Source organism: Burkholderia sp. Se-20378 (assembly GCF_017104665.1).
GTDB classification, from domain to species: Bacteria; Pseudomonadota; Gammaproteobacteria; order Burkholderiales; family Burkholderiaceae; genus Burkholderia; species Burkholderia lata.
The window spans coordinates 1-4,809 of the sequence record NZ_JAAGPG010000601.1; the positions used below are offsets into that span (position 1 = coordinate 1).

Genomic DNA, 4,809 nt, shown 5'->3' on the forward strand with positions numbered 1-4,809 from the left:
GCCGGCGCATCGGCATCGAACGGCACGGCGCCGACCACCGCTGCGCCCGCATGGCCGTGCGCCTGCGCACGACGCAGCGCCTCCGTCACGCGCGCGGCCAGCGGCGTATCCGCGTGCGGAATCGCTTCCGCCGGATCGGCTGCGAGCAGCGTATGGGCCGGTGTCGAGAGAAACAGCGGCGCATCGGCGCGATACAGATCCCATATGTTTTGAGGTACTAATAGATCGGAAGGACGGGATATCGCATTCATCGCATTCATCTCCAGATTGAAGGGCCGGCGCGTCGCACCGGCCGTGTCGTCACATTTCGGCGGTGAGGCTCACCGCGACGCGGCGCCCCTGATCGACCAGCCAGTTGCCGCTCAGGCCGGTCGTGCGCGTGCGATCGTCGATCGGAACCATCTTGTTGGTCAGGTTCAGCACCGCGAAATTGACGGAGAAACGCTTGTCGATCCGGTAGCGGCCGCCGAGATCGAAGGTCGTCGTCGACGGACGTTCGCGGACACCCTGCGCGCCGTTGCGGAACGCCGCCCAGTATTCGCTGCCGATGTAGTTCGCCGTCGCGTACAGGTCGAGCTTGGCGGTCGGCGTCCAGTCGACCTGCACGTTGAATTTGTGCTTGGGTGTCTTGTCGAGCGGATAGCCGTCGAGCGCGCTGCCATTGAACGCCTTCTCGCCGCTGCCTTCGCGACGCGACTGCGTCAGCGTGTAGCTGCCCGACACCTTCAGCGTGCGCATCACGCGCGTGCCCGCGCCGAGTTCGAGTCCGTACAGCTTGACCCGATCGATGTTGTCGTACACGTAGATGTTGCGGCCCGGCGAGCGCGGATCGGCCTTGCCCGTGTCGTAGCTGGCCACCTTGTTCTTGAACAGGTTGTTGAACAGCGTCAGCCCCGCGTACGTGTCGCCGAGGTCGTAGCGCACACCGAGCTCCTCGGTCAGGCTCGTCTCGGGCTTGAGATCCGGATTGCCGCACAGCGTGCCGGGCATCGCCCCCGCCGCGCCGCCCGACGTCATGCAGTAGCCGCCCGTGCTCTGGCGCAACGACGGCGGCCGGAAGCCCGTCGACACGCCGCCACGCACCGTCCACGCCTGGCTGAGCTTGTAGACGCCGTAGATGCGCGGGCTCACGTGGCTGCCGTAGCGATCGTCATGATCGAGCCGCACGCCGGTCGTCAGCGTGAACCGGTCGTTGAAGAAGTAGTCATTCTCGCCGAACAGCGCCCACGCATTGCGCCGGATCCGGTCCGAGTTCGCCGCACGGCCCTGCGGCACCGCATCCTGGCGCGCCACGCCCGACAGCGTCGACCAGATATGCTGACCGCCGACCGTCAGGATGTTGCGCTCGCCCCACCAGGGCACCTCGGCCTTGCCTTCGAGGATCGTGTCGGTCAGCGCGGGCCGGATCGCCTCGCGGCCAGCCGGCGTCCACTGGTCCTGCACGCCGCGCTCGCCATAGAGCGACAGCGTCGTGTTGCCGAAACCCCAGCGGCCGTCATGCGTGATGCCCCAGTAGTCGCGCACGTGGCGCGTCTCGGTCAGCGCCGTCGCGGCCGTGCGCGGCGTAAGCGGCGCCGCGCTCTTGCCCGGTGTGCTCAGGTAGGTAAGCTGCTCGCGCCCGATGTTCACGCTCACGTCCTGGTTGCGCGTGGGCTTCGCCGCCAGCTTCACGTCGAAGCTGCCGATCCGCTGCCCGTTCGCACCGCCCGTGCCGCTTTTCGCGTAGTAGATGTCGTCCTCGCCGCGATGCAGGAGCCGGCCGGACGCCTGCAGCCCGAGCACGTCGGATTTCAGCGGGCCGCCGAGCCAGAAGTCGACGCTTTGCGTATCGCCCTGGTTCGATTCGAGCTGCCACACACTGCCGGCCGTGATCGTGCCGCCCCAGCGCTTCGGCACCTTGCGCGTGATCACGTTGACCACGCCGCCCATCGCATCGGCACCGTACAGCGACGACATCGGCCCGCGCACGACCTCGATCCGCTCGATCGCGGACAGCGGCGGCATCAGGTTCGACTGCACGCCAGAACTGCCGCGATTCATCGTTTCACGTGTGTTCTGGCGACGACCGTCGACCAGCAGCAACGTGTATTCGCCTGGCATCCCGCGGATCGAGATGTCCTGGTCGTTCGGCGACGCACCGACGACGCTCACCCCCTCGACGTTGCCGACGATCTCGGCAACCGACGTATAAGGCTTCGCCTCGATGTCGTCGCGGGTGATCACGGAGATGCTCGCGGGCGCTTCGCGGATCGCCTGCTCGCGACGGCTTGCCGTCACGACGATCGCCTTCAGCGTGGCCGGATCCGGCGGATCGCCGGCAACCGGCGGCGCCGCGACCGCGGACGCGGCAGTCGGCTCGGCCGATCGATCAGGCGTCTGCGCCCACGCGCTCGACACGCCCATCAGGTACAGACCGGCAACGACGGCCGGCTTCAATGCAAAGTGTGCAGCTTGACTCGACATGGTGGCGCTTTCGATGTTTCATGATGTGATTGATTCTCATTTACATTATGAAACATGTAATGCGCCGAAATCTTTGCGTAAGCTACGAACTCGTTTGAGTCACGGCGGCTGTCTCGTCAGCGATGGTCGCTGCGGCGCGCGAGCGTCGGCGTGACGCCGAAGCGACGCTTGTAGGCGGTCGCGAAATTCGCGGCGCTCGTATAGCCGGCCAGCGCCGCAGCCTGCTTGACGCTCACCGCGTCGCGCTCGAGTGCGAGCCGCGCCCGCTGCAGGTGATGTTCGCGGATGAAGTCGAATACCGTCGTGCCGTAGGCGGCACGGAACTGCCGCTGCATCGCGTTCGTACTCATGCCGGCATGGCGCGCGATAGCGTCGAGCGACAAATCCTGTGCGGCATCGCTCGCCAGGAACGCGCGCAATTCCGCCATCCGGCGGTAGTCGCGCGATCCGAGCGCCGCATCCTGCGCCGGTGCGGCGTCCACCGCCTCCGCCTCGAGCGGCGCGAACGCCTCGGCAAGCAATTCCAGCACACGACTTTCGAGATAGATCGCCTGCAGCATCGGCTGATAGGTCGGCGGCCGTACGATCTGCTCGGCCAGTGCCGTCGCACGCGGCGTCGGCTGCCAGAAGCGGATCGCCAGGTGCGCGGACAGCATCGCATCCAGCCGCTCCGGCAGCATGCCGCGGCTCGCCGCCTGCAGATGCGCGAGCCACTCGCCCGACATCGCAAGACTGAGCCGCCGTGCATAGCCGCCCTTGCTGAGCCGTCGGCGGAACGTATCCGGCTGCACCGCGTTGAGCAGGAACGACTGCATCCGCACCGCTGGCCGCGGCACCGGAGCCCGGCTCGCGCGGTGCGCATCCGTCGTCAGCACAACGCGCCGGTCGCCGTACGACACGTCGAGCGCACCTTCGAGCAGCAGCACGAGATGCAGGCCCGGCGTGCACTGCCCCGACATCACCGCATCGAATTCGTCGGTCGCGTCGTCTGCATGGATGCGCAGGCCCGGACGCACCTCGCGGATTCGCGCAACGTGCGCGTCGTGGCGATGGCCGTCGGATTGGAAAGCAGCTGACGTCTGCGCTGTCATGTCTTGATACCCCGTTGCGTGTGTCGGGCGCGATGGGCCCGCACAAACCATTTCGTCGCTGGAACAAACAGCCGGCATCCCGCGATGTCCGACTGCTCGGTTACAATCAAATGCGAATTGTTCTCATTTACATCGTATCGGGAGTCGCGTGAGAAAGACAAGTGGAATGTGGGCCATGCTGGTCGCATGGCTGTGCAGCGGGTTCGTCGCGCAGGCGGCATGCGCGGACACCACCGTGACCGACCTCGCCGGTCGGCAGGTCCGGATTCCCGCGCGCGTCGAACGCGTGCTGCTCGGCGAAGGGCGCCTGCTGCCCGCGCTGGCGGTCGTCGACGCCGATCCCACCCGTCGCCTCGTCGGCATGATGGGCGATTTCGAACAGCTCGATCCGGCCAGCTACGGGCAATGGCTCGAACGGTTTCCGCACCTGAAGGACGTGCCGCGCATCGGCCGCTCGCAGGCCGGCAGCTTCAGCGACGAACGCGCGCTCGCGCTGCGCCCGCAGGTCGCGATCTTCGGCCTCGGCGGCGGCCACGGCCCTGGCGAGCGCGACCGCGAGACGCTGGCGCGGCTCGAAGCCGCCGGCGTTGCGATCGTCTTCGTCGATTTGCGGCACGACCCGCTCGTCAATACGACGCGCAGCATCGCACTGCTCGGCCAGGTCTTCGGCGCGCCGCAGCGCGCGGCGGATTTCAACGCGTACTGGCAGGCGCAGTTCGATCTCGTCCGTACGCGGCTCGCGAACGCGCACGCGGTCGCGCCAAGCGTGTTCCTCGAAAGCCGCGTCGGCCTGTCGAGCGACTGCTGCGACACGATGACGGGCATGATGGGGCGCCTGCTCGACGCCGCCGGCGGCAACAACATCGCGAAAGGCCGCGTGCCCGGCGAGCACGGCACGCTGAATCCGGAATACCTGCTCAGCCGCCAGCCCGATTTCTACATCGGCACGGGGATCGGCTCGACGCAGACGCTGCAAAGTGCGCCGCTGCGCATCGCACTCGGCGCCGGCGTGTCGCGCGACACCGCGACACGTTCGTTCGACCGGTCGCTGCAGCGCCCGCAGATTGCGCCGCTGCGCGCGGTGCGCGAGCGCCGGGCCTATGCGATCTGGCATCACTTCTACAACTCGCCGTTCAACGTCGTCGCGGTGCAGGCCATGGCCAAATGGCTGCATCCGGCGCTGTTCGCCGATGTCGACCCGCGCCGCACGCTCGACACCATGGTGCAACGCTTCCAGCCGGTTTCGCTGCAGGGC

At 67.3% G+C, this 4,809-nt stretch carries 3 protein-coding genes and 1 pseudogene; 1 reads left to right on the top strand and 3 read right to left on the bottom strand.

Annotated features, from left to right (window positions below; translation table 11 throughout):
* From G3N93_RS34565 to G3N93_RS34575, 3 genes and pseudogenes are all read right to left on the bottom strand, one after another.
* Positions 1–251 (bottom strand): annotated as a pseudogene (locus tag G3N93_RS34565) (isochorismate synthase); the annotation flags it as partial.
* Between the two features lie 49 nt (positions 252–300).
* On the bottom strand, positions 301–2,463 hold the full coding sequence (locus tag G3N93_RS34570; RefSeq protein ID WP_174946473.1) for a TonB-dependent receptor domain-containing protein: 2,163 nt from the start codon (positions 2,461–2,463) through the stop codon (positions 301–303).
* A 116-nt stretch (positions 2,464–2,579) separates the two neighbouring features.
* Positions 2,580–3,554 (bottom strand): AraC family transcriptional regulator, encoded by a 975-nt coding sequence (locus tag G3N93_RS34575; protein WP_174986136.1) that lies wholly within the window; start codon positions 3,552–3,554, stop codon positions 2,580–2,582.
* A 166-nt stretch (positions 3,555–3,720) separates the two neighbouring features.
* Here G3N93_RS34575 and G3N93_RS34580 point away from each other — a divergent pair.
* Positions 3,721–4,809: ABC transporter substrate-binding protein (locus G3N93_RS34580; protein WP_206134982.1), on the top strand; the 1,089-nt coding region annotated here is incomplete at its 3' end.